The sequence below is a fragment of the Kocuria sp. CPCC 205231 genome, assembly GCF_040980965.1.
Lineage (GTDB): Bacteria > Actinomycetota > Actinomycetes > Actinomycetales > Micrococcaceae > Kocuria > Kocuria rosea.
The window spans coordinates 1-25,890 of the sequence record NZ_JAVKPP010000018.1 but is presented as its reverse complement, the minus strand read 5'-3'; the positions used below and the strand labels follow the sequence as shown (position 1 = coordinate 25,890).

Here is a 25,890-nt window from a genome sequence, read left to right as displayed (position 1 = left end):
CCGGGGCACCGGCCGGGCTCAGTGCTCGAGCACGATCTTGCCGAAGTGCCGGGCCGACTCCATCTCCCGGAACGCGTCGGCGGCCTCGGCGAGGGGGCGGCGGCGGTCGATCACCGGCCGCAGCCCGGTCGCCTCGAGCGCGCGCACGAAGTCGGCCTGGTCCCGGCGGCTGCCCACCAGCAGTCCTTGGAGGCGCGCCTGGCGCGCCATGAGCAGCGCCGTGGGGACGTCGCCCGCCGCCCCGGTGAGCACGCCGATCAGGGAGATGTGGCCGCCGACCCGCACGGCGCGGATCGACTGCGCCAGGGTGCCCGGGCCGCCGACCTCGATCACGTGGTCGGCGCCGCGCCCGTCCGTGAGCTCCTGGACGGCGCGGCCCCACTCGGGGGTCTCGCGGTAGTTGATGACGTGGTCCGCGCCGAGCCGCCGGACGCGCTCGAGCTTCTCGTCGGAGGAGGACGTGACCACCACGGTGGCGCCCACGGCCTTGGCGAGCTGCGTGGCGTAGACCGAGACGCCGCCGGTGCCCAGGGCCAGGACCACGTCCCCCGCACGGAGCCCGCCGTCCACCACGAGCGCCCGCCAGGCGGTGACGCCGGCCGTGGTGATGGTCGCGGCCTCGGCGTGGGACCACCCGGCCGGGGCGCGCGTGAACCACGTGGCGGGACGCACCACCGCCTCCCGGGCGTAGCCGTCGAGCCCGTCTCCCGGGACGCGCCGGAAGTTCCCGTCCACGGGGGGTCCGTCCTGCCAGAGCGGGAAGAAGCAGGAGACCACGGCGTCGCCCTCCGCGAGGTCGTCGACGCCCTCCCCCACGGCCTCGACGACGCCCGCGCCGTCCGCCAGCGGGATCCTCCCGTCCTCGGTCCGCGTCCCGCCGGAGACCACGAGGTAGTCGTGGTAGTTCAGGGAGCTGGCGTGCACGCGGACGCGGACCTCGCCGGGGCCCGGCGCGCCCGGGTCGGGGGCCTCCCCGAGCTCGAGCCGGTCCAGGCCGCCGGGGGCGGAGACGGTCAGTTGCTTCACGGGTGGTCCTCCAGGCGCTGTGGGGTCGTCGGTCGCCGCCCACGATAGCCGCCGCCCCCGGGAGTGTCATCAGCACGCTTCGGATGCCCGGTGGGGCGGGGTCGCGACGGCCACGGCCGCTCCCGGCCCGATCCGCGGACCCTGCCGGGCTCGCTCAGTGGGCGCCCACCGCGCGGGCGTGCCGGGCCGCGGCCTCGGCGCCCTGCGTCCACCGCTCCCCGTGACCGGGCAGCACGGTGCGCGCCCCGGTGGCGGCCACCGCGTCGAGGGAGGCGAGGGCCACGGCGGAGTCGTGGGTCGCGGCCCCGGCGACGATCTGCGGGCCGCGCCGGCCGGTGTAGGGGTCCAGCGTCACGAGCGCGTCACCGCTGAGCACGGTCCCCCGGCCGGGCAGGTCCAGGACGCAGTGCCCGTCCGTGTGGCCGGGGGTGTGGACGACCACCGGCCGGCCCGGGACAGGCAGGACGGCCCCGGCCTCGAGCGGGCGCAGCTCCCGCACGCCCCGGACCGCGAGGGCCCCGGCCGCCGCCATGCGGCCGAGCAGCGGCAGGGACCGCGGGTGGGTGAAGGGGTAGAGGAACCGGTTGCGCTCGGGCCGGTACCGGTACGGGTGGGCGGCCAGCCGCGCGTCCGCAGGGTGCCCGTGCACCGGCAGCCGCCACTCCTCCTGCGCCCGCCGGGCGAAGCCCACGTGGTCGAAGTGCGCGTGCGTGAGCACCAGCGCCCTGACCTCGTCGGGGCGCCGCCCGCGCTCCTCGAGTCCCGCCAGCAGCATGGGCCACATGCTCGGCAGGCCGGCGTCCACGAGCGTGACGCCGTCCTCGTCCTCGACCAGGTAGCAGTTGACGTGGGCGTGGGTGATGCGGTGGACGCCGTCGGCCACTTCGGGGGTGAACATGGGTCTCCTCACTCGATCAGTGTGCTGATCATACCTGCCGGGCGCCGACACCGGCCAGGCGACCGCCCCGCCGGGCGGCGCGCCCGGTACCATGGGCCCCACGCAGGGCCCCGGTCCGCGGATCCCCCGGTCCGCCCGGAGCAGGCCCCGCCCTCCCCCGACCTGAACCCCCCGAAAGGTCCCGCTGTGAACGCTCAGCGTCCCGATGCCCTGCCCTCCGTGGAGATCGTCGCCGTGCCCTTCCACCGGCTCCGCCGGAACCGGTGGGCCATGACCTTCGTCCCGGCCGGCGGCGGGCACGCCGTCCGTCGCACGTTCCCGGAGTTCCGGGACGCGGTGGTCGCCGCCCGCGGCCTCGCCCTGGCCGGGAGGACGCCCGTCAGCGCCTGAGCCCGGCGGCTCCCACCGCCGCCGGTGCCTCTGCGGCCGGGGGTCACTCGGCGAGCGCCTCCACGAGGACGTCGGCGACGGCCTGGCTGGACTGGGGGTTCTGGCCGGTGATCAGGTTGGCGTCGCGGATGACGTGGCTGGACCACGCGGGGCCGGTCTCCACGACGGCCCCCTTCTCCCGGAGCACGGTCTCCAGGAACCAGGGGGTGTTCTCCCCGGTGCCGCCGCCGAGCTCCTCCTCGTTGGTGAAGGCGGTCAGCCGGCGGCCCGCGAAGAGGAAGGTCCCGTCGTCCTGGGCGCTGAGCAGGGCTGCCGGGCCGTGGCAGAACGGGGCGATGAGCCGGCCGGTCCGGTCCGAGGAGGCCAGGATCCGGCCGAGCGAGGGGTCGTGGACGAGGTCCGCCATGGGACCGTGGCCGCCGGGCAGGACCACGGCGTCGTAGTCGTGCTCGTCGACCTCGGCGAGGACGCGGGGGGCGGCGAGCTCGGCGGCGATCTCCTCCAGGTAGGTGCGGAACTCGTCGGCCCGCTCCTGGCCCCCGGTGACGTCCGGGGAGAGGCTGACCCGGTCCACGGTGGGCCGGCGACCGCCGGGGGTGGCGATGTCGACGGTGTGCCCGGCCCGGCGCAGCGCCCGGTGGGCGACGACGAGCTCCTCCGCCCAGAAGCCGGTGGGGTGCTCGGTGCCGTCCCGCATGGTGAGGGAGTCGGCCGCCGAGACGATCATCAGAACACGGGCCATGATGGTCAGCTCCTCAGCTGTGGTGCCTGTCCGGGTGTTTTCCGTCGTGCGTGCCGCAACGGCTCCGCCCGCGCGCTTATTCCGTCCGGCGGCCCAGGGTGCGTCGCTATGCTGACCGGGATTCCGGCTCGACCGAGGAGGCCACCATGGACCAGCACGACGAGGACCAGCACCGCGAGCAGCACGCCCACCGGCGCAGGGGGCGGCGCACGGTCGTGATCACCGGCGCGAGCGACGGCATCGGGGCCGCCGCCGCCCGCGAGCTGGCGGGGCGGGGCCACGACGTCGTCGTCGTCGGGCGATCGGGCGCGAAGACCGCGGCGGTGGCCGGGCCCCTCGGGCTCCAGCACTTCACCGCGGACTTCGCGCGGCTCGACGACGTGCGCCGGCTCGCCCGGGAGCTGCAGGAGTCCGTGCCGCGGATCGACGTGCTGGTCAACAACGCCGGCGGGATCTTCGACCGCCGCGAGCTGACGCCCGACGGGCACGAGATGACGTGGCAGGTCAATCACCTGGCGCCCTTCCTGCTCACCCACCTGCTGCTCGACCGGCTCGTGGCGGACGGCGCGGCGGTGCTCAGCACGTCCAGCGTGGCGGCCCGCATCGGCCGGCTCTCGCCGGAGGTCCTCGTCGACGACCGGCGCTGGTCCCCGCAGGGGGCCTACGGGGACACGAAGCTCGCCAACATCCTCTTCACCCGCGGTCTCGACCGCCGGCACGGGCCGCACGGCCTCGCCGCCGCGGCGTTCCACCCCGGGGGCGTCGCGACGAACTTCGCCTCGGGCACCACCACCCCCCTGCGGTTCCTGTATCGCACCCGTCTGGGCCGCCGGCTCCTGATCACCCCGGAACGGGGCGCGGAGACCCTGGTGTGGCTGGCGGAGGGCGTCGCCGGCGAGGACTGGCGCCCCGGGGGCTACTTCGAGAAGAGGCGGCCCGCCCGTGCCCCGTCCCGCGCGGCCGACGTCGCGCTCGCGGACGCCCTGTGGCGGCGCAGCGCCGAGCTGGTGGGGCTCACCCCGGGGCACCCGGCCGGCTGAGCGCCAGCGCGTCGACCTTCGCCCAGAGCTGCTCGACCGTCCCATCGTTGACGAGGACGGCGGTGATCCAGCGCGGGTCGATGCCGGCCTCCGAGGGGTGCGGGTCGTCCGGGGCGGGAGCCCCGGGGCGCACCACGTGCACCACCCGGCCCCCCGCGGCCGTGATGGCCTCTGCCTCGACGTCGAAGCGCACGTCCGTGAACACGACCGGCCCGCCCAGCCGGCGGGCGGTCTCCAGCCCGCGGTCCGCCCACACCGTCTCCCCGAAGACGGCCTTGCCGGCCTCGTTGCCGACCTTCTGCAGCAGCGTCCGGATCTCCCGGTGCACCGGGTCCCGCACCTCGTCCTTGAGCAGACCCCAGTCCCCGCCGGCCTCCGCCAGCACCGTGGCGAGCCGCACGAGCCGGCCGTCCCGGACGCCCACGAGGGGGTCCAGCTCGGTGAGGAACAGCCGCAGCGGGTCCGCGAAGGCCACCCGTGCGTAGCCGTGCGCGACCACGAGGCGGTCGCCGCACGTGTCCTTGCCCGACTGCTTGCGCCCGTGCAGCCCGATCAGCCGCGGGCGGGGGTCCGGTTCCTGGGCCATGACGGGTCTCCTCCGGTCGTGCGCCGACGTGGTCCAGCGTACGGACGGGGGCACGACGGCGCACCGGGCACCACCCGCCACAAAATTGCACTATGATGTCGTGAGTGCAACATCAAGTCGATCTCGGGCGCCTCCGGTGACGGCGGGCGCACGGGAGCAGCGCATGCGCCGGACCCGCCGCTCCCTCATCGCCGGCGCGCGCCGGCTGACCGCCGAGCGCGGGCTGGCGGGGTTCACCGTGGACGAGCTTTGCGCGCAGGTCGGGATCTCCCGGCGGAGCTTCTTCAACTACTTCGCCTCCAAGGACGACGCCGTGCTGGGCACCCCGGCCCGGGACCCGCTCGAGGCCTTCGGCGAGGAGTTCGTGGCCGGGGGCTCCGCCCCGGACGGAGCGCCGCTGCTGAGCGCCCTGCAGGAGCTGGTCGTGCGCTCCTTCGCCCTGCTGGAGGGCCCCCACGACCGGACCCTGCTGCTGGACGTCCTGCGCCACGAGCCCGTGCTGCTCCAGCGGCTCACCGAGACCATGGAACGCCGGCTGGCCGAGCTGACGGAGCTCATCGCGCGCCGGCAGGGCTGCGGGGAGCGGGACCCGTTCCCCGGCGTGGCCGCCGCCGTCGTCTCCCACCTCGCCGGGCACACCGTCCACGAGCTCCTCGAGACCCGGCCGGCCGGCGCCGACCCGGACGAGTCCCCGCCCCTGGAGGAGTTCGCGGAGCTGCTGGCCCGCAACGTCCGCCTCGCCGGGGCCCTGCTCTCCCCCGGCGCCACCGCCCCGCAGACGACGCCGGACACCGCCGCGGACACCCGCTCAGCCACTCCCCCCGACACCTCTGACCCGTCCCCGGACACCGAAGGAAGCCCATGACCACCACCCCGCCCGCGGTCGCGCAGGACGCCCCGCTGCTGGTGCTGACCCAGAAGCGGATCTGGATCATCTTCTCTGCCCTCATCGCCGGGATGATGCTCGCCAGCCTCGACCAGACGATCGTCTCCACCGCCATGCCGACCATCGTCGGGGAGCTGGGCGGCGTGGAGCACCAGGCCTGGATCACCACGGCCTACCTGCTGGCCACCACCATCGTGATGCCCGTCTACGGCAAGTTCGGCGACGTCCTGGGCCGGCGCAACCTCTTCCTGGTCGCCATCGCCCTGTTCACCCTCGCGTCGGTGGGCTGCGCCCTGGCCACCGGGTTCTGGCAGTTCGTGACCTTCCGCGCGCTGCAGGGGCTCGGCGGCGGAGGACTGATGATCCTTTCCCAGGCGATCATCGCGGACATCGTCCCGGCCTCCGAGCGCGGCAAGTACATGGGCCCGCTCGGCGGCATCTTCGGGCTCTCCGCCGTGGCGGGGCCGCTGCTCGGCGGCTACTTCGTGGACCACCTCACCTGGCAGTGGGCCTTCTACATCAACATCCCCATCGGCATCGCCGCCTTCGCCATCGCGTGGTTCACCCTGACCCTCCCGCACAAGCGCGCGGCCCGCAGGATCGACGTGGCCGGCGTGCTGCTGCTGTCCGTGGCGACGACCTGTCTCATCTTCTTCACCGAGTTCGGCGGCAACGCCGAGCACGGCTGGGGCGCGGCCGCCACCTGGGCCTGGGCGGGCGGCATGGTCGTGGCCACGGCGCTGTTCGTCTGGAACGAGACCCGGGCCGAGGACCCGATCATCCCCCTGGGCCTGTTCCGCAACCCGGTGTTCGTCAACGCCACCGCGATCGGCCTCACCCTGGGGCTGGGGATGTTCGCCGCCATCGCGTTCGTGCCCACGTTCCTGCAGATGTCCTCCGGCACCTCGGCGGCGGAGTCCGGGCTGCTCATGGTCCCCATGATGGTCGGGCTGATGGGCACCTCGATCTGGTCCGGCCTCAGGATCTCCCGCACCGGCCGGTACAGGGGCTACCCGCTGGCGGGCACGCTCGTCACGGCCTCGGCCATGCTCGCCATGACCACGCTGGCGGCCGAGACGCCCATCTGGCTGATCTGCGTCTACCTCCTCGTGCTCGGCGCGGGCCTGGGCCTGATCATGCAGGTCATCGTCCTCGTGGTGCAGAACGCCGTGGACCCGTCCATGGTGGGCACCGCCACCAGCACCAACAACTACTTCCGCGAGGTCGGCGCGGCCCTCGGCGTGGCGATCTTCGGGGCGATCTTCACCAACAACCTCTCGGAGCAGCTCACGGCGGTCTTCACCGGCGCCGGCGCCTCCGCCGCCCAGGCCGGGGAGGCGACCGCCACCCTGGACCCGCAGACCCTGGCGCAGCTGCCCGAGCCCGTCCGCGAGGGCATCGTCACCGCGTACGCCGACTCCCTCGCCCCGGTGTTCTGGTACCTCGTCCCCTTCATGCTGCTGGCCTTCGTGCTCGCGGTGTTCCTCAAGCAGATCCCCCTCTCCGACACCGCCGGCATGGTGGCCCGCGGCGAGGCCATCGGCGGCGCGGAGGCCGCCGCGCACGAGGCCGCAGCGAAGGAGGCCGCCGCAATGGAGGCCGCGGCGCAGGAGACAGCGGCGCACGACGACGCGCGCCGAGCGTCCTCCACCGGCACCCCCGCCCCCTGACGGGTCCCGGCGTCCGGCCGGCCCGGGGCGGGAACTGGCCGAAAGGCCATGTGCTTCCGTGAACACCCCCGGTAGGCTCGGGCCCGGGCCGGATCCGCGCCCGGCCCGGGCCCCACCCACCCCCCTCGGAAGGAACTGTCATGATCAGACTGGTCGGCGAGTTCGACGCGTTCTTCAACCCCAACTTCACGGCCATCCTCGGCATGTTCTTCGACCTGGTCCGCGCGGTGCTGCTCGGCGACTGAGCCCCGGTCCACCCCGCGCCCTCGGCGCCGCCGGAGCCCCTCCGGCGGCGCCGTCCGCGTTCACGGAGGCTTCCGGCGGTCGGCGCCGCCTGCTAGGTTCTGCGCATCAGGCACCCGGCGGATCGGCCGCCCCCGCAGCGCAGACCCCAGGAGGTCGCCGTGAGCCAGCACCACCACGTCGGCGGAGCCACCGGCGTCGGCACCCGCGCCGTGGTGGTCCGCGGCGGCCCCGTCCTGCGCACCGAGCGGCACACCGTCGTCGACGAGACCGACCGGACCGTCACGGTCGACGACGGCACCCGGTTCGCCAAGACCACCGGACCGGTGCGGGACGCCCCGGAGGCCGACCCCGCCGAGCCCGACGGCGCGCACGCCCCGGTCCGGCTCGTCACCGAGGGCCATCCGGCCTTCGAGCAGCTGTGGGCGGACGCGGTCCTGAGCACGTTCACCGACTCCGACCACACCGCCTACGTCGAGGGCCTGATCGCCTCGAACCGGCTCGCCCGGCGCGGCGACGTGCACGCCCACTACGACGTGGCCGCCATCATCGACGAGCTCGCCGCCCTGCACCCCGACCTCGAGGCGATCCCCGAGGACCTGTTCTGGGCGGTCGTCGACCGGCACGGCCGCGAGGACGACCGGGACGTCACCCCCTGACGCCGTCCCCGGGCCGGCCCGCCGGGTCCCCGGCTCAGCCCAGGCGCCCGCCGGAGTGCCGGAGGTAGCAGCCGGCGCACATCGACTCGTAGGACACGGACACGCCGTCGATGGCCACCTGGTCGCCCTCGAAGACCGGCTCCCCGTCCACCGTGCGGGCGTTGAACATCGCCTTGGACCCGCAGCGGCAGATCGTGCGCAGCTCCTCGACCGTGTGGGCCACGGCCAGCAGGCGCGCCGCGCCCGGGAACGCCTCCGTGCGGAAGTCGGTGCGCAGCCCGTAGGCCAGCACCGGGACGCCGTCGAGCACCGCGATGCGCAGCAGGTCGTCGACCTGGCCCGGGGCGAGGAACTGCGCCTCGTCCACCAGCAGGCAGTGCACCGGTCCGCGCTCCCGCACAGCGGCCCGGAAGCGCTCGCGCGCCCCGTCCTCCGGGGCCAGCAGCAGGTCGACCCGCCGGGACTCCCCCAGCCGTGAGACCACGGTGTCCGCGCCCTTCGAGTCGATCGCGGGCTTGGCGACGAGGACCGTTTGGTCGCGCTCCTCGTAGTTGTGCGCGGCCTGGATGAGCACGGTGGACTTGCCGGAGTTCATCGCCCCGTGCCGGAAGTAGAGCTTCGCCATCAGCGGGTCCCGGCGGGCCGGGGGGCGAGGGTGGTCATGCGGGTTCTCCTGGGATCGTGCGGGGTGCTCGGCGGGGGCGCCGTGCGTGCCGGTGAACACCCTACGTCCGCCGCGCGGCCGGCCGGCGCCCGGCGCGACGGCCGGACCCGGAGCCCTCCGCCGCTACCCTGGAGCCCATGGGCTGGCACATCGGCACCTCCGGGTGGAGCTACGACCACTGGGAGCACGTCCTCTATCCGCCCGGCACGGCCCCGGCCAAGCGCCTGGAGATCTACACCCGGGCCTTCTCCACCGTGGAGCTCAACGCGAGCTTCTACCGCTGGCCGCGCAGCAGCACCTTCGCCGGCTGGAACCGTCGCCTGCCGGAGGGCTTCCGGATGACGGTGAAGGCCCCCCGCGGACTGACGCACGCGAAGAAGCTCTACGCGCCCGAGACCTGGAGCCGGCGGATCGCCGAGTCCTGGCACGAGCTGCGGGACCGGCGCGGCGTGCTGCTCGTCCAGCTCGCGCCGGCGCAGGCCCGCGACGACGCGCGCCTCGACTGGTTCCTGGCCGGGCTGCCCGACTGGCTGCCCGTCGCCGTGGAGTTCCGCCACGACAGCTGGGTGCACCCGGAGGTCTTCGAGCTGCTCCGGCGCCACGGCGCGGCGTACTGCGTGATGAGCGGGGCCGGGCTGCCCTGCGTGCTTGAGGCCACCGCCCCGTTCGTCTACGTCCGCTTCCACGGCCCCGACCACCACCACCTCTACGCCGGCTCCTACTTGGACGAGGACCTGGCCTGGTGGGCCGACCGGATCCGGGAGTGGCACCACGGCGGCCGCGAGGTCTACGCGTACTTCAACAACGACGGCGACGGCCACGCCGTGCGCAACGCCCTGACGCTGCGCCGGCTCCTCGAGGGCGGCTGAGGAGATCCCCGGCCGGGCGCAGGACGCCGTGCGCGGGATGCCGGGCCCGGGCATAGGATCGGGCCATCACCGTCGAGCAGGACAGGAGCCGGAGATGGACCGCTACCCCGAGCCCGCGGACCGCGACGAGGCCTGGGCGGAGACGAGCCAGGAGGGACTGGGCGTCCGCGACGAGACCTGGCTGACCGCCACCACCGACGAGAGCAACCGGCGCGCCGGCGCTCCCCCCGAGGAGGCCGAGGACGACGCCCCGCCGCCGGAGGACCCGGAGGCGGGGACCGGGCGCCCGTCGGACGACGAGTAGCCCCCTCCGGCCGGTCAGTCCTGCGGGCTCCACGGCTCCCCGTCCGCCAGGGCGTTGAGCTCGTAGGCGGTCCGCCCGTCGAGGGACTCGCGCAGGATGTCGGCGTGCCCGGCGTGCCGGGCGTTCTCCTCGACCATGTGCAGCGCCACCCACCGGGCGGGCCACGTCCCCAGGTCCCGCGGGAACCACGGGGCGTCCGGGACGGGGATGCGGGCCTCCGGGTCCGCGGTGCGCAGGCCGGCCTCGACGCGGTCGGCCAGCGCGTACAGGGCCGCGCCCAGGGACTCGGCGGTGTCCTCCGGGCGCACGGCCTCCGGCAGGATCGCCCCGGCGGCCCAGCCGGCCTCGTCCAGCGGCTCCCCGGAGGTCCGGCCGGGATCCGTGAGCACGGCGAACGGACCGTGCCCGCCGATGAACAGGACGTGCCGGGCCAGCGCGCCCAGGCTCATGGCGCTCGCCGAGGGGGTCGCCCGCAGCTGCTCGGCGTCGAGGCCCTGGAGGGTGGTGGCGACCTGGCGGATCTGCTGGCTCGCGAAGGCCGCCAGGGCGTCGCGCTCGTCGGTGACGGTGGGGGTGAGGAAGGGCACGGTGGGCTCCTGAGGTGTCGTGCGGCGCGGGGCTCAGCGGGTGTGGGCGTACAGGTCGCGCAGCAGGGCGAGCTCCGCCCCGTGGTGGATCAGCTCGCGGTTGATGTGCAGCACCAGGGCGAGCATCGGCAGCTCCGCGTACGGGCCCTCCACCGGGCCGCACGGGCGCGCCAGGTCCGAGTCCGTCAGCGAGTGCACCCCGGCCGTCCAGCGGGCGAACTCGCGGTCGAGCTGGGCCAGCGCCTCCTCCGCGGTCCCGGCGTACGCCCAGCTCTGGTAGGACGCCTCGGGGCCGGCGAAGTGCCCGTGGCTGCGCGCGGCGAGGACCCCGACGACGACGTGCGCCAGCCGCCAGGCGATGGTCGTGAACGGCGCGGGCACCGGTTCGGGGAAGGCGAAGTCCAGCACGAGCTCCCCGCGGCCCGTCTGCATCGGGGTGCGTTCCTCGGCCCGGGGATGGACCGTCCACGCGGACCCGCCGGTGGGGTCGAAGAAGTACTCCTCGTCGGTCAGGCCGGCGAGGCGGGGCCGCAGCTGGTGGGTCCAGTGCCGGTCGATCTGGTCGGCGGCACAGGCGGCGACGTCGAGGTCGGTCATGGCGGTTCCCTCCTGATCGGGGCGCCTCCGGCGCAGCGTCCGGTGACAGGTCCAGTGTCCTCCCCGTGGCGGACAGATTCTGTCCGCGTCCACGCGGCACCCGAGCCGTGACGGATCCCGCGCACTGCCCCTGTCCTCCCGGGCGGCAGTTCTGGACCGGCGCCCATGACGGTTTTGGACGTGGGGCGCATCGTGCTCGGCATGACGTTGCGCTCGTGTCCCTGGACGGTCGGGTCAGCGGCACGGACGGCACGGTGCTGTTCGCAGCGGTGCTCGTCCACGGGGTCCTGACGGTGCTGATCGGCCGCCGGGACGCCGCCTCCCCCGCCGGGGCGCCGGACCCTCCGCCGGACCGGCCGCCCGCCGCACCCGATGTCGACGGGCCACCGGCCGGGGAGGCCTCGGCCGGTGTCTCGATCGTGCTCGTCGTGGTGGGGGTGGGGCTTCTCGTGGCCGGGGCCACGGTCCTCGTCGAGGGGGCGGTCGACGTCGCCACGGCCCTGGGCGTCAGCGGCCTCGTCGTCGGGCTCACGGTGGTCGCCCTCGGGACGTCCCTGCCCGAACTGGCCGCGTCCGTCGTCGCGGTCCGCCGGGGACAGCGGGATCTCGCCATCGGCAACGTCGTGGGCAACTGCCTGCTGAACCTCGGACTGGTGCTCGGGGTGCCGGCGATCCTCGTCGACGGCGGCCTGCCGGTACCGGCGGCGGCCGTGGCCCTGGACATCCCGGGGATGCCGGCCGCCGTGGTGGCGCTGCTGCCCATCGCCTTCACCGGGTTCGCCGTGGCCCGCTGGGAGGGCGGTCTGTTCCTGGTCCTGTACTTCGCCTACACCGGGTACGTGCTACTGGCGGCCACCGAGCACGACGCCCTGGAGGGGTTCAGCTCCGTGATGGTCTCATTCGTGCTGCCCCTGGTCGTGATGACCCTCGTGGCGGTGAGCGCCCACGAGCTGGGCCGGCGCCGCGAGCGCCGCGAGCGCCGCGGGCCCGGCGGGCCTGCGGGCGCCCCCTAGCCGCCGCGGGTGGGCCGGGGCACGGTCACGGTCAGCCGGACCGCAGTCCGCTCACACCGTTGCCGAGGAGCACCGCGCCGATGACGACCAGCACGACGGTCATCACCCAGGAACCGTTGGCGGTCATCCACCCCTTCGCGGCCGCCAGCACCGTGGCGGCCCGGTCCCCCAGGACCACGTGGAGCAGCACCGGGGCGGCGACCGCGGCGCTGGCGACCCCCGTGAACAGCAGGAGCGCGAGCACCTGGTGCGCCACGGACGCCGTGACCGTCGCGATCGCGGCCGCCCCCGTGACGACCAGCACCGCGTTCTTCGGGTTCACCGTGACCAGCAGGAAGGCCACGGCCAGGGCCTTCGGGGGCGTCATCGTGTCGACCGCGGTCATCCACCGCGCCGGCTGCGACCCCTCGAGCGACCGGCTCCGCCACTGCTTGACCCCCAGCAGCAGCAGGGTGCCGCCGAGCACGACCCGCAGGACGCCGACCCAGGGCGCGGGATCGTCGCGGGGCAGGGTGGTGTCGACGACCAGCACGGTGAGGGCGGTCACGACGGCGATCCCGGCGATCCAGCCGGACAGGAACGCGGTGACCGCGCCCCGGGTCCCGCTGGTGACGAGCATCAGCATGATCACGGCGACGGGCAGGGAGGCGGCGAGCAGTCCCACCGCGATCGGGAGACCCGCGGCTGCGGCTGCCGGCACGACGACCTCATGGGAACGGGTGCCCGTGACCGGGCCGCTGACGCCCGGGGCTGCGGTCGAGCCGACCGCTCCCCTCGACGAGGGCTGGGACCCCGGGTACCGGGGCCCACCCGCCCTGCGACGGGGACGATCGGAACACTGGCCTCGGGGGCACGTCCTTCTCCACCAGGGTGGAGGTCGCGGGCACGGCCGCGGATCACCCGCCGCGGGTGGTCGTCCTCAGCGTCCCGGCGATGTCGCGGGCCCAGGCCTCGATCCGGGGCCAGTCCCGGTGGTCGCCGAAGCGCCCCCCGGTCCCCCGGAGGAGGAGGCCGGCCCAGCCCGGCAGCTGCTCGGCCTGCGCTACCCCGGACAGCAGCAGGTGCCCGCGCGGGTGCACCACCTCCCGCAGGGACGCGGCCAGCCGCCGGTTCTGGGCGCGGCGGGCCGGTTCGCGAAGGATCCGGGGCAGGGCCGCGGACATTCCCACGCTGAACAGCCACACCGGCCGGGTCCGCAGCACGGCCTGGTGGCGGTGGACGAACGCGGTGGCCACCGGCAGCCAGTCCTGGTCGTGGATGGCACTGCCCAGCACGACGGCGTCGTAGTCGCCGAGACCGTCCTACTGTTCCATGGGCCCGACGTCGACCGACGAGCCTTCGTCCCGGAGCACGTCGGCGATCCGCCGGGCGATCTCTGCCGTCGATCCGTGTGCGCTGGCATGTGCGACGAGAATCCGCATCTCCGCCTCCCTCTCGGTCCTGCCCCCAGCGTAGGCCGACGACCGGCCGGACCGGGTGACGACCGGGGACGCGGGACGTAGCGTAGAACCATGAACGATCTCGTGCTGTCCCTGACCAGCTCCGCGGCTGCCGGAGCGCTGACGCTGGTCTCCCCGTCCGGCTGGTCGCCCCGGGTGCGCGCCGCGTACGTCGTGGTGCCGGGAGTCCTGGTCGCCGGCGCAGGAGGGTGGGTGCTCTCCCGGAACACCGGTGGGGAGGACTCTGTCGTTGCCGGTGCCGAGGTCGGGCCCCTGGCCGACGGGAGCCCTGTCGCGGCGCAGCGGCTGCCGGTGGCGGCGCGGGCGGCGCTGCTGCTGGGTCTCGGCGCGGCGACGTGCGGGGTCCAGGCCGCCTCGCTGCGGATCGACGCGATGCTCGAGCGGTGGCTGGTCGCCGGCGGGGCGGCCCATCCGCGCCGGTGGATGGCCGCGCTCGCGGTGCTCGCCTCGCTGGGCATGGACGCCGCCGGGGACCGCATGAGCGCCCTCGCCGGGGAGGACCGCCGGCCCGTTGCCTGACGACCTCCGCCGCCCCGGGCGCGGCGGCTGTTACGGTTCCCCCAGCAGGCGCCGGACGCCCGCGTCGCCCATCGACCCCGACTCCGACTCCACGAGGAGCACCGCCATGGCCGCTGAGCCCGTCGCCCGGCAGACCGACCCGGTCCTCGTGCCGTTCGGCGCCCCAGCTGTCTCTCCCGCCCCGGGCCGTGGTGAGACCGGGTCGCGGGCTCGTCGCGCCCCCGGGTCCCGCAGCCGGCCGCGCCGGCCGGTCCGCTGAGCCCGGGTCACCGGACGGTGGACGAGCGGCGGAGGCTGAACCAGGGCGGTGCCGTGTACCCCGGTGCGCGCGCGGTGGTCATCCCCGCCCGCACCGAAGCCACCGGGGAGCCCACTACCCGCCGTGTGGTCGTGGCCGCCGACCGGAGGAGCTTCACCCTGGACGACGGTCAGGTCTACGAGCGGCTCTCCGGGGCGCTCTGGTCCCAGCGGCACTCCCCGGACGTCGGCACGCTGCTGGTCCGTCAGGCCTGCACCGAGGGCGCGGCCCTGTTCGACGGCCTCTGGCGCTCGGCCGCGGACCCGTCGCCGCGGACGGCGGCCGAGGTCGCCGAGGCGCAGGAGGCGGCTGTGGTTGAGGCACTGCGCGCCCGGCACCGCGTTCCGCCCTGGTCGAGGCCGGACTTCTACTACGACGTGGTCCGGGCGCGAGAAGCCCTGGCCGGTCTGAGCTCGGACCTCTCCCGGATCCCCGACGAGAGGTTCTGGGCCGTGGTGGGGCGCCACCGGCGCACTCCCGCCGAGATCGCCGGGCTCAACCAGCCGGTGGGGCCCGACTGTCTCACCGCGGAGCACGGGACCTGCCGGCGGTGCCGGCCCGTGCACGTGTGGGCGTGGGTTGCCGAGCGCCGCTGGAGCCACCACGGCGGTGACCCGTCCGTGGTCTACGACGTCGAGGCGATCGTCGCCGTGCTCGAGCGCATCGACCCCGAGTACCGGCACACCCCGGGCCGGGTCCTCACCCGTGTCCTCGACGAGCACCACCGTCCGGAGCAGGGGGCCGCCCCGTGAGCGCGGCGCCGACGGACGGCGCACCGCGCACCGGACCCGGGCCCGCCCCCGTCCGCACGCCGGCCCCAGCACGCCACCCGATCCCCTCGACGACAGGACGTCCCATGCGCCGACCCGTTCCCGCTCTGCTCGCTCTCTCCGCCCTCGCCCTGACCGGCTGCGCGCCGACCGCCGACGACATCCAGGCGATGGTGGCCGGCGGGGCCGCCTACGAGGACGCGACGGCGCTGCGCGACGACGTCGTCGGGGCCGGCATCGACTGCCCGGGCACGGACCAGCTGCGCGCCCCGGCCGACCCGGAGACCACCTACCTGGACTGCGCCAACGGACGCATGGCCATGGCCGTCACGGACTCCGAGGAGCGCATGGAGGGGCTGTTGAACACCCTCAGCAGCGAGCAGGGCGCCTCCTTCCTGCACGCGGACAACTGGGTCGTCATCTCGAGGGACGCGGCCCCGCTGCAGCAGCTACGGGACGAGCTCGGCGGGGACATCACCACTAACCCCTGAGCGGTCACGGTGCCGCTCGCCGTCCGCCCGCACGGATCCTGGGAGCCCGGCACCGCCGCACGACGGACGCCCACGGCCCCCCTCACGGACGTGCCCCCGGCCTGCTACGACCAGGAGGCGGTCGTGAGGAGGGAGAAGAGAGGCTCGAAGTCGTAGCTCGTGGTGCTGTTGGTCATGACCACGATGCCCAGGCCATGTTCTGGGTAAAGACGCATGACGTTCCAGAATCCGGCGCCGGCCCCGAAGTGCTCGACCCACTGCCCCGTTTCCCGGGTGGGGCGGCGGAACCAGCCGATGCCGTGGTCGAAGGGCTTCCCCGGGTGCTCGATCACTCGCATCGATCGGGCCGTCTCAGCGGACAGGATGCGGTGCCCGTCGATCTGGCCATCACCCAGGTGCAGCCGCAGAAAACGTCCGGCATCCGTCACGTCGCCGACCAGACCGCCGTAGGCGGCTCCGTCGACGTAGAAGGGCCGCAGGCCCAGGTAGGCGCCGTGACGGGTCCCGGCCACCCCGGGTGGGAGCAGACGGCGCAGCAGCGGATCGGCGGCGCGCGGGGCGCGCACACAACCGGTGGCGGCTGGTGCCTCCGGGCGGTAGGTGAACCCGGTGCTGGTCATGCCCACCGGATCCAGCACGGCTTGCTGCAGATAGGACGTCACCGGCATACCGCTCACGGCTTCGATGATCTGACCCAGCGCAAGGTAGCCGACGTTGGTGTATCGGGCCCTGTGCCCCGGGGAGTGGCGGTAGGCGCGCGGTCGTCTCATCACGGACCGCAGCAGGTCCTCGGCCGCCGGCGGCTCCTGCTCGGCCGGGTGCACCCATCGCAGCGGCAGAGGATTGGACAACCCCGCGGTGTGGGTCAGCAGCTGCCCTACCGTGGGCTGGGAGGCACGCGGGGCGCGCAGACAGCCCACATAGTCGGCCACCGGGGCGTCCAGCTCGAGGCGACCGCTCTCGACCAAGGTCATGGCGGCCGTGGCGGTCACGATCTTGGTCATGGAGAACCACAGATACACCGTGGCCGGAGTCGCGGGCGCCCCCGTGGCCAGGTCAGCAGTTCCGAACCCGCCGGCGTACAACGACCGCTGTGAGTCGACCACGACCAGGGACAGTCCCGGGATGCGCCCGGTGCGCATCATGGTCATCACCGCCTCCGCCAACCACTCAGGAGTACCCCCTGGCTGGGCCCCGGAATCACCGGGGTGGTTCTCGGATGGATGGCTGTGCATGGCATCCCCCAGATGCGCGACTCCACCGACGTCGCAACGGTCTGACGCCACCTTGAAATTCTGTCGCTGCGGTGTCAAGACCGAAACCGTCCAAACCATACAGACGACGCAGACGGAGTCCGCCAAGACGCTGCGCTCGGCCCCTCAGCGCCAAACGACGACCGATCCCGCCGTGAACCGCTGCAGACACCTGCGTCCGCAACGGGAACCAGCGCGGCGGGCATATGAACCCCCGCTGCAACGCCGAACTTCCGAGAAGTGATTGGTAGCCAGCCATATTTAGAGAGGCGACGGCGCCCTCCTGACCGTCTGGTTCGCCGCCGGCGCGGCAACTGTGGCCTCAGCTTGGAAGCACGACGAGCTCGCCGCTGTGCGCTCTGCGGCCGGCCCTCCGGTGAGGAATCCGCCCGACTGCGGAGGCTGGCCCCCTCTTCTGTGTCGAGACGTCCGGCTGTGCCAGGCGGTAGCTTCGGCACCATGGACCAGGACGGGCGTACGAAGGAGGGGGCGTCTCCACAGGTCGACAGCACCCCGATCCCCTCGGCTTTGCGGGTTCTTCGGGGCAGCCTCTGGGTGGGTGCTCTGTTGGTGGTCGGTCTGCCGTTGCTGGTCTGGTGGCAGTTCGGAGTCCTGCGCGAGGACCAACGCGGCCTGTGGACCTCGGCCGTGTCCCTGGCCTACATCCTGCTGGTGAACTCGGTCTCCCGGCGCACGCACGTACCGGGTCCGCGTCCCACCCAGTACGTGGCCCGTGATCGGGTGGGGTGGATCCTCGGCAGTGCCTCCTCGACCGTCACCGTGCCGCAGGACCCCCAGTTGCGGGCCGCCGCTGGCGCGGTGGCCATCTGGCGGATCGAACTCGCGGCGTTCGTCTTTTATGCCGCGGTGGCGTTCGCCCTCACCGGGGTGCTGCGCTGGTCGTCCTTCTGGGGGTTCATCGCCGGGCTGCTGACCGTGTTCGCCCTCGTTCTCATCAGCAGGGCCCGCCGCAGCTGGGTCTTCCTCACCCTCCTACACGCCGAGGAACGACCCCACGATCCCGGCCGGGGGCACGGACTTCGCCGTGGCTGAGCCCATTAGGGATTGTGAGAGGACTCCGCGCCCATGACGGACATTGCGGCCCTGCTGGCGGTGGCCCACTTCATCCACGAGGGGAGAACCGATGAACGAGCACGCATCTGAGCACCCACGGCCACCGGTTGCCCCGCGCCCCGGGCCGAGGGCGGTGCTGTGGTTGGGTCTGCGCATCCTGCTGTGGGCGGTGGTGCTGGCGCTGGCTTTCGCCGCGGGCCTGTGGCTGATCATCGTCACCGCCCCCAAGGGTGGAGGGGCCGTGATCGGTGCCCCTCTCGTCGCCATGCTCGGGCCGTTGCTGCTCAGCGTCCCCTGGGCTCTCGTGCGCGGCTGGCGTGAGGGGCACCGGGTGGAGACGTATGCGTTCTGGCCGGCCGCCTACCTGCTGGCCGCGTTGCTGGGCACCCCGGTGCTGGTGTGGAACAACGGCTGGTTCACCCCGGGAGCCCTGCCGCCCGGACAGGCCCTGCGCGACATCGCCGGCACGGTCGTCTTCCTGAGCGTGTTGGCGCTGCTGGCATCAGCGGTCGTTGCTGGCGCCGCCGCAGCGGCAGCGGCCACTGCACGCTGGGTCCGCCGGCGGCACGCCACGTCTCAAGCCCACCCCTGAAGCTGACAGGGAAACCCGACAGGAGGCACCATGGCCACCGGAAAAGCTCCGATCAGCGGCACCCTCGCGATCGCCTGTGGCCTCCTGGCGGCGACCACCGTGATGATCACCGTCGTCAGCGGAAGCTCTTGGAACACCGTGGTGAGTGCTCTGACCACTTTCGCGATGTTCGTCATCGTGTGGCGAGGAATGAAGAAACAAGACCGGGAGTACCAAGAGCGCTTGGAACGCCTGAAGCAGCGCTTGAGAGACGAATAGCGCTCCCTCCAGATCAAGAACCGCACATCCAAGGCGGCGGACCCCGTAGATCATCGAAACCGCGGCAGCCTCCGCGACGCTCCTCGTATCGCACTGCTTGCTCAACTACTGACGCTGAAACTGCTGCCCGCCGGGTCGTGCCTGAGCGTGCAGCACCGTGAGATAGATCAGGCTTCGGCGGAGCCGGAAGGCAGACACCAGCGCCATGCCTATCGGGGCACCGAGAAAGCTCGACCACGGCGCTTCCGGACGGATGAGCATGCCCAGGACGACTCCCAGGACGAAGAAGATGAGCACCACGAACATCTGGAGCTCGGTGCAGGCAACCGCCGCCGCGGTAGCCCGCACCCCCGGATCCAGCGGCACCTCCCTGGTCTTGATGACCGACGAAAGCGCCCACTTCCACCGCTCCTGACTGACCCGCTTGTCCAGTCGAGGCTGCGACGGCTGCACGAGATACTGGACCAGCCCGGCCAACGCAAAGAGCAAGAAGACGACCAGGAACCACCATCCGTCCCCCGTTCCGCCAGGCAGGACCACAGCCACCAGCGGAGGACCGGCCACAGCGACCAAGGAAGCCGGTATGGAGCGCACTGCCAGCTGACCCACCGTCGGCGCTGCAGAGCCGTCCATCAGCCGGGCGTGAGCCCCCGCGTCGCCGCTACTCGTCACGCTCACGACGCTACCGGCCGGTTCGGGCGGGAACCACGACGCACAAAAGGGGAACCTCAACTGCACGTGCCGATGCCCATGCACCCGCGACGATTAGAAGCGTGATCGGTCCCTGTCGTTACGGGGCCGCCCAGGTGTGAGCATCCCGGACTCATTCAGCAGGAGTGCACCTCCTGCCGCGGGGAGAAAGAGGAGGGCGGGCAGCCATTCAGTAATGGCGAACAGGCCCAGTGCGAGAAGGAGAACGACGATCGCTGCGACTCGGACTTTGGTGTGCATGACATCACTTCCATTGAGTTCGCGAAGCCTAACATCGGCCTCCAGGCCCCCTTGCCACCCGACTCGCCGGGCGGAATCCCAGCGCAAGCAGGAACTTCTACCGCAGCACGGTTCGCCGCTAACCGGGCCCCAAGTAAAGCCTGGCGTAGTGGAGGTCTTCCCTGACTGGTGTTCACCTGTGGTGGGAGCGGTGGAGCACAGCACGGCGGGTCGCCTCCACGCTGGTGCTGACTACCCGCTCCAGCGGCCCCGGACCGAGTGTTGCTCGTTGCCAGGTCCGGGCAACCAGCGCTACGACTACCAAGGGCAGGAGGTACCACAGAGAAGGCTGGTCGTAGTGGGCCTGGAAGGACAGCGCCACCAGGTGGGCGGTGTACAGGGTAAGACCCATCGCGCCCAGTGCCGACAGCGGCAGCAACCACGCCCCGAACTTCCTGGTGGCCAGCAGCAAGCTCCCCAGCACCAGCAGTCCCACGCCCAGGCCGGCCGCGATCGTCCACGCGGTGCCAGTGGGCGCGGGAATGAGCGCCGGCCACCAGGGCGAGTCGGTGGGCAACACCTCCGGGCCCCACACCCGCACCTCCATGCTGGTCCGGTTGCTGGTCAGCAATCGGTCGTACCCGTCGAAGGCGTTGGACACCACGAAGGCCGCCTGGGCGCAGATCACCAGTAATGCTCCCACCACCAGCACCCGGACCTGGACCCCCGTGTCACGCAGTCGCATCCGCCCCAAGCCCAGCCCGACCAGCAGACAGGTCATGTACGACAGGATCGGGTGACTGCCGGTGTACAGCAGGTGGGAGATCCTGCCCGCGGCCCCGCTCACCCCGTCGACGGAGGTGGGGGTGGAGGGGGCATACGCGGGCATGACTTCGGTCATGGCCTGCATCAGCAGCGGGCCCACGATCCACATGAGTGCCGCGCAAACGAACAACGCCGTCGCCGACAGGTGCAGAAACGGAATCGCCAGCACGAGAAAAACCGCGTAGTAGATCAAGATGTTGTCCGCCGGGGCACCTTCGGGCATCAGTGCCCCGGCCCCCAGGCCTACAGCGGCCATGAGGATCGCCTGCACGGCCATCCCCATCCGATCAGCGGCCAGCCACCTGCCTCGGTGTGGAAATCGTCCCCCGGAGTCGAAGGCGAGTCCCACCCCGGCCAGCAGGACAAACAGTGCCACCGGAGCCCCCGACAGGAGCAGGCCCGACCAGGTCGACTCCTGGATCTCGTGGTCATCGGCGGGCATAAAAGGCACCGCCAGCAACCCGAGCAGCGCTAGCCCGCGGGCCGCGTCGATGCCGTCCCACCATCTCGAGGACCTGCGGGCACCGTCGGCGGCACCCGCCAGGGCGGGCCCCTCCGTTCTGGATGTCCAACTCATGATTGCCTCGATCTCCGGAGCGGACCCGGATTTACGGCCCCAGCCGCCGGGACCATCCTGTGCTCAGGATCTCTGCTGCACAGGATGGTCCCGGCGGCTGGGGCCATCCTGTGCTCAGGATCTCTGCTGCACCTGTCGTTGCCGTTGCGAAAGCCTGTAGGTTCCATAAGATTCTGCGAACCCTACGGTGCACATCAACCTGACCTCCGCCGCATTCAAGTCGTTGACGACCGCTCGCTCACAAGGTGGTCGGCACCGGCAGCTCCCGGATCCGCCGGTAGAGCGTGGCGCGGGACATCCCAAGGTCCCGGGCGACCTGGGTCGCCGGCTCCCCGCCGTCGATCAGGCGCAGGGCGTTGCGGATCTGGGAGTCGGTGAAGGTCTGGGGCCGTCCGCCGAAGTCCTTGCCGGCGGCCCGACGCTTGGCCACCGAGTCGGTGATCCGCTCTCGCTTGATCTCCAGTTCCATTTGGACCAGCGCGGCCATGACGGTAAAGACCATGGAGCCCATCGGTGTCGCGGTGTCCACGTCTCCCCCACCGAGGTTGAGCACCCGCAGACCGGCACCCCTCCCCCGCAGCGCCTCGGCGAAGGTCAGCATGTTCTGCGTCGACCGGCCCAGGCGATCCAGCGTGGTAATCACCAATGTGTCGCCCTTCTCCAGCGCAACCACAGCACGGTCGAACTGCGGGCGTGACGCGCGTCCTCCAGACACTCCATGGTCGATGTAGACATCAGCGCGCCGCACGCCGGCGGCCAGGAGGTCATGCACTTGACAGTCTGCGTCCTGTTGCCGCGTCGAAACTCGCGCGTACCCAATCAGCTTGCCCACGTCCACCCATCTGTCTCGTAACTAACGTTGAGTACTCGATTTTTGGAGACCTTGATAAAGTACATAGATACGAGACATGCCCGACCGCGGAAACATGCGGACACAAATTTTCCCGACGAGACGTCTGGCATCCCATGCCGTGCGATCCACTGTCATCCTCAATCTTCAGGCTGCTCTGCTTGGTATCGGCAAGGTCATGGGTCGGATCGGTTCGCGGCCTGTGACTGTGGGGAGGAAGTGCTCCGACACCAAGCACGTCAGCCCCGTCCAGCGCCACATCCTCAAACCTCTCGCCAACGGCTACCGCCAGGACCACACTGTCTTCGTGGTGAAAGACATTTCCCACCCGTAAGGCCGGGCGCATGGCCCGGCCTTGCGCATGCCCGCGGGGATCCTCAATACACCCCCGAGAAGAGACGCCGCATCGGTCAGGAAGCCCCGCAGGGCATGCCCCCCTCGCAGGTCCCTTCCACACCATCGTCGCCTCGGACCCCATGGCCCTTCACGCGGCTCTGAATAGTGGCGCAAATGGGGACAACATGAAGATGGATCTTCTTCCTACTAGAGAGTAGGTTCGGGGTATCACGCAGGGCCGCCGGTCGGGGGGCCGGTCGGCCCGGCGTGGAGCACGCCAGGGAGGCCAGTCGGGGGGCTGGCTCCTCGGCGGTGATCATGCCGCCGCCTTGGTGGGCAGAAGTCCTGTGACCATGTGATCAGTCGTCGGGGGACGTCTCTTCTGCTTGCCAGGGCGCGGCAGCTCTCCTTCACGGTGACCGGGTCCAAGAACTCTTCGGTGGTGCACGTGGCCGGTCCCACAGGTCACGGACTGGGTCATCGAGGGGGCCGGCGCACCGGTAGGGACGGATGAGCCGCAGCAGGCAGTGGCCAACACGCCCCTGACGATGACCGTCCTGGTGAATCCACGACGTCCCTCCGGCCGCGACCGGAGGAGCAGCAGATGGACACTGAGCAACCCCGCCACGCCTCAGGCGCCTCCACCCTGGGCCCAGCGGCCCGCGCCGCCGTCTTCCAGGCATTGCGCCCGGCGCTGGAGGCTCTCACTCTTGAGGCCGCCGCTGATCCCCGGCTCAGCGCCGAGGCACGACGTGTTCTGCGGGCCGTGGCCTGCACCGGAGCCGGGAACGCACTGGCCCTGGCTGATCTCGCCGCCCGATCCAGTACCCCCAAAATCCGTGTTCCCGTGGTGCTGACCGAGCTTGAGGGCCACGGATACCTCGATCGTCTGGCCCGCATCGCACCGCACCTGGCGGCAACCCTCCCGACACCAACCGCCCCCTCCTCTGCTGAGCTCCGCAACGTCACCCACGGCCGCGACGAAAGACCCGAACAGCAGACACACCCGGGGCCATGACACCGACCCAGCCCACCGGCGACCTCCAGCCAGGATCCGGACCAGGTGAGAGGCCTGGCATCCCCGGGCTTGAAAGGCGGCCTGCTGTCACATTGCTCAGCCTGCTTCCATAGTTGTCGGCCCCGTGCTTACCCTGGGCCATCACCATCGGGCCCCCCAGACTCGGCGATGCGACCGCGCCTCAGGCCGCCACCGCCAGACGATCCGTCACCTGCGAACAGGAAGAAGGCATGACCATCTCCGTCTCTGGGGCTCTGGCCGTTGAGCTGCACCCCCTCACTCCCACCCAGTGGGTTGCCACCTACTACCCCATGGTGGCCACTCCCGTGGGTCGCTGGGCCGAGGTCACCTGGGACCTGCACCAGCACCCGATGCCCGCCGCCTCCGTTCCGCGGGAGCCGGCACGGTGGCTCGAGGCGTGCAGCCCCGATCCCGAGCACCCCTGCTACGCCGGCCACCGGGAGTGGGCCGCCGAGCTGGCCGCCGGCTACGCAGCTGCACTGGCAGTCCACGACAGCGAGGCCGTCAAGGAACTCCTCTCGGCTCAGGAGGCGCAGCTGCTGGGCGAGGACACGTTCCTCGTGCCCGCCGGACAGCTCTCGGAGTGGGTGCTCGACGATCTCGACGGCGAAATCTCAAACGTCTGCGGCTGATCCTGTACACGGACCAGCCTTTCTCGCACCAGCCACCCACTCCGGAACACCCCTATTAGCAACCGCACATGGATGTGTCATGTTGTGAACCCCAACACACCCCCGGAATTGCCGGACGGGGCGGGAGCGAGCATCGTGGCGTATCAGGGGGACAGGTGATCTGCATCAGACCATCCTCCAGCTTCTGGCGCGTCGACCGGCCGCACCGTGGTTCCGGGGGGATCCGAGGTGCTGGCCAGATGACTGGTCCGCGCAGAAGCAACTGGGGCGGGGTGGCCGGGGGGCCGCCCCGCCCCCGTCACACCCCGCCGCGGCGATCATAGGATCCGTCCCCGGCGGAAAGTCTCGCGTCCACGGCCTCAGGAGCGCGGGCGCCCTACGCACTCCACCCGATTCCGTCACCGACTACGGTGGTGCTGCCGCTGAGGTGCAAGGCAGAGGCGGGACGCCCAGCGCGGGGAAGCAGCACCGACTCGATCCCTCGGGGGTCTCAGTAGCGGTCACCGGGCCTCTCGCTGTCATATAGCCACGAACTCAGAAACCGGGTCTGGATCGCGACGGAGCGCTCGAAGACGGGCTCGTGGTGATACAGCAGGCCGAAGTGCCCGCCTTCGAGCTCGTGCACCTCCTTGGGACCGCCCAGCGCGGCGAAGGCCTGCCTGGCCACGGCCGTCGTCGAGCCGGGCATCTCATCGTCACGGGCCAGCAGAAAACAGGTCGGGACCAGCACATGTTGGGCCCACAGCACCGGTAGCCACACCGGTTCCTCCGGGGCGGTGAGGACCACCTGGTTCTCCCACCCGGTGCCGAATCGCGCCCCGTACTCCAGGAACCACCGCAGCGCGGTCAACGGCTTCAGCGCCGAAGGCGCCGAGAGCTGGTCGGCGGAGACCACCGGCATCGGCCCGCGCCACCGCTCCGGCTCGGCCCGCACGGATCCGCCCAGGAGCCGGGCCCGCATTCCCCGATACAGGGCCCCGTCCGGGTCCGGCGGCGCCGGATGCCGGCCGCAGGCCGGCGTCTGAGCCACCACCGCGCGCACCCGCTCGTCCACGCAGGCCACCGCCAACACCTGGGCAGCGCTGTAGGAGTCCCCCCACAACGCCACCCGCTGGGGGTCCACCCGGTCACAAGCAGAGACGGCATCGAGGGCGTCCCGATAGCCCCGGGCCTGGATCCACGGATTGATCTCTCCTCGGGGCTCACCCCGACTTCGCCCCACACCTCGGTGGTCGTAGAGGAAAGCCGCGACACCGTGATCAGCGAACGCCTGGGCGTAGCGGTCAGCGACCATCCCGTGAGCAGTGGCGGAAAAGCCGTGAGCCATGACCACCACCGGCCCCGGCGCAGTCGCGGGAGGCAGGAACAAACGACCGGCCAGCACCGCACCCTCGGAACGAAAACGGATCTCCACCACAGCTGGCACCTCAACGCCCCCCCCGATCCCCGCACATCCCAGAGCCAGACCACCAACCGCTGCAGGTCCACCGCCGTCACCCCGGCGCGACCGAGGCCCCAATGTGATGCTTCAAGCGTAGTGAGCCGGGCAATGGCATGTCCCGGCAGAGCCTGAGACGGGGGTCAGCAACCCACCACACCTCCCGCACCACCGGTCCCCGGAAGTCCGATCGCACCCCCAAGTGTCACGCAACCAAACTGCCTCATGTCGCATGGGTGACCGGTGGTTTCTCGCCATGGTTCCATCTGCTCAGTATTAGTACGGCGTCGACATTCGGGCCCCTGTCGACGGCACGTGAAAACTGACCCTGTGGCGGCAGACGAAGTTTGACCCCCTGCCGGACCCTGTCCTCA

General features: G+C 72.0%; 30 protein-coding genes and 1 pseudogene. 16 read left to right on the top strand and 15 right to left on the bottom strand.

Annotated elements, in window-relative coordinates:
- Window positions 1-18: 18 nt before the first annotated feature.
- Together RF640_RS16270 and RF640_RS16265 are read right to left on the bottom strand one after the other, a co-directional pair.
- Window positions 19-1,026, bottom strand: a complete 1,008-nt coding sequence (locus RF640_RS16270) for an NAD(P)-dependent alcohol dehydrogenase (protein WP_017833808.1) — start codon at window positions 1,024-1,026, stop codon at window positions 19-21.
- Between the two features lie 154 nt (window positions 1,027-1,180).
- On the bottom strand, window positions 1,181-1,924 hold the full coding sequence (locus tag RF640_RS16265) for an MBL fold metallo-hydrolase (protein ID WP_035923923.1): 744 nt from the start codon (window positions 1,922-1,924) through the stop codon (window positions 1,181-1,183).
- Between the two features lie 186 nt (window positions 1,925-2,110).
- Between RF640_RS16265 and RF640_RS16260 the strand changes: the two genes are divergently transcribed.
- On the top strand, window positions 2,111-2,314 hold the full coding sequence (locus RF640_RS16260) for a hypothetical protein (RefSeq protein WP_017833806.1): 204 nt from the start codon (window positions 2,111-2,113) through the stop codon (window positions 2,312-2,314).
- A gap of 43 nt (window positions 2,315-2,357) precedes the next feature.
- Here RF640_RS16260 and RF640_RS16255 read toward each other — a convergent pair whose 3' ends face one another.
- Window positions 2,358-3,056 (bottom strand): type 1 glutamine amidotransferase domain-containing protein, encoded by a 699-nt coding sequence (locus RF640_RS16255; RefSeq protein WP_144836100.1) that lies wholly within the window; start codon window positions 3,054-3,056, stop codon window positions 2,358-2,360.
- A gap of 146 nt (window positions 3,057-3,202) precedes the next feature.
- On the opposite strand from RF640_RS16255, the gene RF640_RS16250 reads away from it, so the two are divergent.
- Window positions 3,203-4,096, top strand: a complete 894-nt coding sequence (locus tag RF640_RS16250) for an SDR family NAD(P)-dependent oxidoreductase (protein ID WP_368828399.1) — start codon at window positions 3,203-3,205, stop codon at window positions 4,094-4,096.
- On the opposite strand, the gene RF640_RS16245 is transcribed toward RF640_RS16250, so the two are convergent.
- The gene (locus RF640_RS16245) at window positions 4,071-4,682 is read right to left on the bottom strand and encodes a hypothetical protein (RefSeq protein WP_035923925.1); all 612 of its coding nucleotides are present in this window, start codon (window positions 4,680-4,682) and stop codon (window positions 4,071-4,073) included. The two genes, RF640_RS16250 and RF640_RS16245, sit on opposite strands and share 26 nt — an antisense overlap.
- 163 nt (window positions 4,683-4,845) lie before the next feature.
- Here RF640_RS16245 and RF640_RS16240 point away from each other — a divergent pair, with 163 nt between their 5' ends.
- The 3 genes from RF640_RS16240 (at window position 4,846) to RF640_RS16230 (ending at window position 8,140) form a co-directional block, all read left to right on the top strand.
- Window positions 4,846-5,547 carry a TetR/AcrR family transcriptional regulator gene (locus RF640_RS16240; protein WP_368828398.1) on the top strand — a complete coding sequence of 234 codons (702 nt, stop codon included), beginning with the start codon at window positions 4,846-4,848 and terminating at the stop codon, window positions 5,545-5,547.
- Window positions 5,544-7,238, top strand: coding sequence for an MDR family MFS transporter (locus RF640_RS16235; protein WP_368828397.1), 1,695 nt, complete (start codon window positions 5,544-5,546; stop codon window positions 7,236-7,238). Before RF640_RS16240 ends, RF640_RS16235 begins: the two co-directional genes overlap by 4 nt.
- Window positions 7,239-7,642: 404 nt before the next feature.
- Window positions 7,643-8,140 (top strand): hypothetical protein, encoded by a 498-nt coding sequence (locus tag RF640_RS16230; protein ID WP_017833799.1) that lies wholly within the window; start codon window positions 7,643-7,645, stop codon window positions 8,138-8,140.
- Between the two features lie 34 nt (window positions 8,141-8,174).
- On the opposite strand, the gene RF640_RS16225 is transcribed toward RF640_RS16230, so the two are convergent.
- Window positions 8,175-8,765, bottom strand: a complete 591-nt coding sequence (locus RF640_RS16225; protein ID WP_095651108.1) for a thymidine kinase — start codon at window positions 8,763-8,765, stop codon at window positions 8,175-8,177.
- 176 nt (window positions 8,766-8,941) lie between these two features.
- Between RF640_RS16225 and RF640_RS16220 the strand changes: the two genes are divergently transcribed.
- Both RF640_RS16220 and RF640_RS16215 read left to right on the top strand, forming a co-directional pair.
- Complete coding sequence (locus tag RF640_RS16220) at window positions 8,942-9,673, top strand: DUF72 domain-containing protein (RefSeq protein WP_368828396.1); 732 nt, start codon at window positions 8,942-8,944, stop codon at window positions 9,671-9,673.
- A 94-nt stretch (window positions 9,674-9,767) separates the two neighbouring features.
- Window positions 9,768-9,977, top strand: a complete 210-nt coding sequence (locus RF640_RS16215; protein ID WP_017833796.1) for a hypothetical protein — start codon at window positions 9,768-9,770, stop codon at window positions 9,975-9,977.
- A gap of 14 nt (window positions 9,978-9,991) precedes the next feature.
- Here the strand turns inward: RF640_RS16215 and RF640_RS16210 are convergent, their stop codons facing one another.
- Window positions 9,992-10,564: a DUF664 domain-containing protein gene (locus RF640_RS16210; protein WP_109222722.1), complete on the bottom strand. Its 573-nt coding sequence runs from the start codon at window positions 10,562-10,564 to the stop codon at window positions 9,992-9,994.
- A gap of 33 nt (window positions 10,565-10,597) precedes the next feature.
- Window positions 10,598-11,161, bottom strand: coding sequence for a DinB family protein (locus RF640_RS16205; protein ID WP_368828395.1), 564 nt, complete (start codon window positions 11,159-11,161; stop codon window positions 10,598-10,600).
- A gap of 215 nt (window positions 11,162-11,376) precedes the next feature.
- On the opposite strand from RF640_RS16205, the gene RF640_RS16200 reads away from it, so the two are divergent.
- Complete coding sequence (locus tag RF640_RS16200; protein ID WP_368828394.1) at window positions 11,377-12,174, top strand: sodium:calcium antiporter; 798 nt, start codon at window positions 11,377-11,379, stop codon at window positions 12,172-12,174.
- A 31-nt stretch (window positions 12,175-12,205) separates the two neighbouring features.
- Here RF640_RS16200 and RF640_RS16195 read toward each other — a convergent pair whose 3' ends face one another.
- From RF640_RS16195 to RF640_RS16185, 3 genes and pseudogenes are all read right to left on the bottom strand, one after another.
- Window positions 12,206-12,874 (bottom strand): GAP family protein, encoded by a 669-nt coding sequence (locus RF640_RS16195; protein ID WP_368828393.1) that lies wholly within the window; start codon window positions 12,872-12,874, stop codon window positions 12,206-12,208.
- 196 nt (window positions 12,875-13,070) lie between these two features.
- Window positions 13,071-13,457: pseudogene (locus RF640_RS16190) on the bottom strand (flavodoxin domain-containing protein); the annotation flags it as partial.
- An 18-nt stretch (window positions 13,458-13,475) separates the two neighbouring features.
- On the bottom strand, window positions 13,476-13,595 hold the full coding sequence (locus RF640_RS16185; RefSeq protein ID WP_368828392.1) for a flavodoxin domain-containing protein: 120 nt from the start codon (window positions 13,593-13,595) through the stop codon (window positions 13,476-13,478).
- 90 nt (window positions 13,596-13,685) lie between these two features.
- On the opposite strand from RF640_RS16185, the gene RF640_RS16180 reads away from it, so the two are divergent.
- The 3 genes from RF640_RS16180 to RF640_RS16170 all read left to right on the top strand — a co-directional run bounded on the left by RF640_RS16180 (window position 13,686) and on the right by RF640_RS16170 (window position 15,712).
- The gene (locus tag RF640_RS16180; protein WP_284563720.1) at window positions 13,686-14,153 is read left to right on the top strand and encodes a hypothetical protein; all 468 of its coding nucleotides are present in this window, start codon (window positions 13,686-13,688) and stop codon (window positions 14,151-14,153) included.
- Between the two features lie 312 nt (window positions 14,154-14,465).
- The gene (locus RF640_RS16175) at window positions 14,466-15,203 is read left to right on the top strand and encodes a hypothetical protein (protein WP_368828391.1); all 738 of its coding nucleotides are present in this window, start codon (window positions 14,466-14,468) and stop codon (window positions 15,201-15,203) included.
- Between the two features lie 104 nt (window positions 15,204-15,307).
- Complete coding sequence (locus RF640_RS16170) at window positions 15,308-15,712, top strand: hypothetical protein (protein WP_095651118.1); 405 nt, start codon at window positions 15,308-15,310, stop codon at window positions 15,710-15,712.
- A 104-nt stretch (window positions 15,713-15,816) separates the two neighbouring features.
- On the opposite strand, the gene RF640_RS16165 is transcribed toward RF640_RS16170, so the two are convergent.
- A complete protein-coding gene (locus RF640_RS16165; protein WP_017833786.1) occupies window positions 15,817-16,863 on the bottom strand; it encodes a serine hydrolase in 1,047 nt (348 codons plus the stop codon).
- A gap of 657 nt (window positions 16,864-17,520) precedes the next feature.
- On the opposite strand from RF640_RS16165, the gene RF640_RS16160 reads away from it, so the two are divergent.
- The 3 genes from RF640_RS16160 (at window position 17,521) to RF640_RS16150 (ending at window position 18,889) form a co-directional block, all read left to right on the top strand.
- On the top strand, window positions 17,521-18,018 hold the full coding sequence (locus RF640_RS16160) for a hypothetical protein (protein WP_126346321.1): 498 nt from the start codon (window positions 17,521-17,523) through the stop codon (window positions 18,016-18,018).
- A 91-nt stretch (window positions 18,019-18,109) separates the two neighbouring features.
- Window positions 18,110-18,631 (top strand): hypothetical protein, encoded by a 522-nt coding sequence (locus RF640_RS16155; protein WP_126350141.1) that lies wholly within the window; start codon window positions 18,110-18,112, stop codon window positions 18,629-18,631.
- A 30-nt stretch (window positions 18,632-18,661) separates the two neighbouring features.
- A complete protein-coding gene (locus tag RF640_RS16150) occupies window positions 18,662-18,889 on the top strand; it encodes a hypothetical protein (protein ID WP_095651122.1) in 228 nt (75 codons plus the stop codon).
- Window positions 18,890-18,994: 105 nt separating this feature from the next.
- On the opposite strand, the gene RF640_RS16145 is transcribed toward RF640_RS16150, so the two are convergent.
- The 3 genes from RF640_RS16145 to RF640_RS16135 form a co-directional block, all read right to left on the bottom strand.
- Window positions 18,995-19,561, bottom strand: a complete 567-nt coding sequence (locus RF640_RS16145) for a hypothetical protein (protein WP_368828390.1) — start codon at window positions 19,559-19,561, stop codon at window positions 18,995-18,997.
- Between the two features lie 451 nt (window positions 19,562-20,012).
- Window positions 20,013-21,221, bottom strand: a complete 1,209-nt coding sequence (locus RF640_RS16140) for a heparan-alpha-glucosaminide N-acetyltransferase domain-containing protein (RefSeq protein ID WP_368828389.1) — start codon at window positions 21,219-21,221, stop codon at window positions 20,013-20,015.
- A 238-nt stretch (window positions 21,222-21,459) separates the two neighbouring features.
- Window positions 21,460-22,053: a recombinase family protein gene (locus RF640_RS16135; protein WP_095651130.1), complete on the bottom strand. Its 594-nt coding sequence runs from the start codon at window positions 22,051-22,053 to the stop codon at window positions 21,460-21,462.
- A 958-nt stretch (window positions 22,054-23,011) separates the two neighbouring features.
- Between RF640_RS16135 and RF640_RS16130 the strand changes: the two genes are divergently transcribed.
- Both RF640_RS16130 and RF640_RS16125 read left to right on the top strand, forming a co-directional pair.
- Entirely contained in the window at window positions 23,012-23,425 is a 414-nt protein-coding gene (locus RF640_RS16130; protein WP_368828388.1) for a hypothetical protein, read from the top strand.
- Window positions 23,426-23,655: 230 nt separating this feature from the next.
- Window positions 23,656-24,078 (top strand): hypothetical protein, encoded by a 423-nt coding sequence (locus RF640_RS16125; protein ID WP_368828387.1) that lies wholly within the window; start codon window positions 23,656-23,658, stop codon window positions 24,076-24,078.
- Between the two features lie 490 nt (window positions 24,079-24,568).
- Here RF640_RS16125 and RF640_RS16120 read toward each other — a convergent pair whose 3' ends face one another.
- Window positions 24,569-25,495 carry an alpha/beta hydrolase gene (locus RF640_RS16120; protein ID WP_368828386.1) on the bottom strand — a complete coding sequence of 309 codons (927 nt, stop codon included), beginning with the start codon at window positions 25,493-25,495 and terminating at the stop codon, window positions 24,569-24,571.
- Between the last annotated feature and the right edge of the window lie 395 nt (window positions 25,496-25,890).